General features: G+C 36.1%; 2 protein-coding genes and 1 pseudogene. All 3 read left to right on the top strand.

Annotated elements, in window-relative coordinates:
* A pseudogene (locus JCM14822_RS21100) lies at positions 1-232 on the top strand (hypothetical protein); the annotation flags it as partial.
* Positions 233-448: 216 nt separating this feature from the next.
* Positions 449-1,129 carry an O-methyltransferase gene (locus JCM14822_RS18375; RefSeq protein WP_054744076.1) on the top strand — a complete coding sequence of 227 codons (681 nt, stop codon included), beginning with the start codon at positions 449-451 and terminating at the stop codon, positions 1,127-1,129.
* Positions 1,119-2,351: a peptidase U32 family protein gene (locus tag JCM14822_RS18370; protein ID WP_054744074.1), complete on the top strand. Its 1,233-nt coding sequence runs from the start codon at positions 1,119-1,121 to the stop codon at positions 2,349-2,351. Before JCM14822_RS18375 ends, JCM14822_RS18370 begins: the two co-directional genes overlap by 11 nt.
* The last annotated feature ends 16 nt before the right edge of the window (positions 2,352-2,367 follow it).

The following is a 2,367-nucleotide window of genomic DNA, read 5'->3' as shown; positions in this document are numbered from 1 at the left end:
TATTCCTAAAACTCCTAGTACAGCAACTTTTACGCGTTTTATTAAAAAACTTTCTGAGACAGATATTTTAGAAAGAACTTATAGAAGAATGATTTATAAAGCTAACTCTCTAGGACTTATTGATGCAACTAATGTTGCTATAGATGCTAGCAAAATAAATGCCTTTGAACATGCCCTACCTCTTAAAAAGATTCCTAAAGATGATGTAACTTTTCCTAACTGGGGAGTATAATAATTAATATTGCCTGCTATATATTTGCATATATACCTTACTGCGTGGTATACTCTATAAGGCTAGTAATAGACTCTTATACTGGGAATAGCCTTGATTCACCCTTGTCTATTATAGTTTTTAATAATTAACAAAGTTATTACTTCTTAAGCCTTGACAGTAACTGACAAGGGCTTTGATAATTATAAAAAAGAATATTCCAGAAAGGAACTTTTTATGAGCGAAATAAATTATGGCTACATTGTTGATTATATTCGTGCACTTCACACACCACCACAGAATCCTATTTTAGCAGAAATCGAAACAGCTATTGCTATGGGCGATGAAACATGGCCTATTATCAAACCTGAAGTGGCAGACTTTATGAAAGTTATACTTTTTATGGTTAAACCACAAGAAATCTTAGAAATTGGAACAGCTGTAGGTTACTCTTCTATTTTAATGAGTGAGTGTTTAGCTGAAGGTGGGCATATTACAACTCTTGAGCGTTTTCCATATATGTTAAAACAAGCTGAAAAGAACATAAAAAAGGCTGGACTTGAAGATACTATTAAAATTATTGTAGGAGATGCAGCTGAAACGCTCCTTACATTACCAAGCGAAGGCTACGATGTTATTTTTATGGATTGTGCAAAAGGACAATACATTAATTTTCTACCAGAATGTATTAGATTATTAAAACCTAACGGTATACTTATTACAGACAACGTCTTACACAAAGGTGCTGTTGCAAAATCTCGTTATTTAATTGAACGTAGACAACGTACAACTCATTCAAGACTACGTGATTTTTTATGGACAATCATGCATACGCCTGAACTTAAATCAAGTGTTTTACCTTTTGGTGATGGGATTGCCCTTAGTTACAAAATTGGAGGAACAGAAAATGAGAACTAAAAAAGTAGAACTCCTTGCTCCAGCAGGAAGCTTAGAAAATTTAAAAGTTGCTGTACTATATGGTGCAGATGCAGTATATATTGGCGGAAATCAATATGGTCTTCGTGCTAAAGCGAAGAACTTTACAGAAGAAGAAATGCGTGAAGGGATTACCTTCGCTCACGAACACGGTGTACAAGTTTATGTTACTGTAAATATCTTTGCACATCACCAAGATTTCGAAGGTATGAAAGATTACTTCTTAAAACTCGATGACATGGGTGTAGATGCATTAATCGTTGCAGACCCTGGTGTATTTAGTGTGGTACGTGAAGTACTTCCTAACATGGAAGTGCACATTTCTACACAAGCAAATAATACAAACTTCCACACTGCCCTCTTCTGGGCGAAACAAGGTGCAAAACGTATTGTAACTGCTCGTGAACTTTCATTTGAAGAAATTAAAGCAATGCACGATAACATTCCTGAAGATATTGATATTGAATCATTCGTGCACGGTGCAATGTGTATGGCTTACTCTGGTCGCTGCTTACTTAGTAACTACATGACACATCGTGATGCAAACCATGGTGAATGTGCACAACCTTGCCGCTGGAAATATCACGTTGTAGAATCTACCAGACCAGGTGAATATATGCCAGTTGAAGAAGATGATCGTGGCACTTATATCTACAACTCACGTGATCTTTGTATGATTGAATTTATTCCACAACTTGTAGAAGCTGGCGTATACAGTTTCAAAATCGAAGGGCGTATGAAAACACCACTTTATGTAGCCACTGTTGTTAAAGCATATCGTGAAGCTATTGATACTTACTTCAAAGATCTAGCAGAATTCGAAGCGAAAAAAGCTTACTTCCTTCAAGAAGTAAGTAAAGCAAGTCACCGTCAATTTACAACTGGCTTCTATGAGCACAAACCAACATCTAACGATCAAACATACGGTCACAACTCTTATGTAAGAAACTACGAGTTCTCAGGTGTAATCCGTGACTATGATGACGAAACAGGTATGGTAACTGTTGAACAACGTCGTAAATTCTCTGTAGGTAATGAAGTTGAAATCTTAATTCCTCAAGGTGATTTTATTACAACAACAATCGAAGAAATGTGGAATGAAGAAGGTGAATCTATCGAATCTGCACCGCATCCAATGCAAATCGTTAAATTCAAAGTACCTACTGCTGTACCAGTGCCTTCTATTCTTAGAAGATTTGTCTAAATAAAAAAGTGGCTCC

Origin of the sequence: Cellulosilyticum ruminicola JCM 14822 (genome assembly GCF_001311925.1) — a bacterium.
Classification (GTDB): domain Bacteria; phylum Bacillota; class Clostridia; order Lachnospirales; family Cellulosilyticaceae; genus Cellulosilyticum; species Cellulosilyticum ruminicola.
Note: the sequence above shows the minus strand (reverse complement) of the source record. Positions and strands in the feature narration are given on the sequence as shown.

Excerpts from the sequence above, each read along its gene's own strand:
- JCM14822_RS18370 (WP_054744074.1), top strand. The coding sequence starts at position 1,119 with ATGAGAACTAAAAAAGTAGAACTCCTTGCTCCAGCAGGAAGCTTAGAA.
- JCM14822_RS18375 (WP_054744076.1), top strand. The coding sequence starts at position 449 with ATGAGCGAAATAAATTATGGCTACATTGTTGATTATATTCGTGCACTT.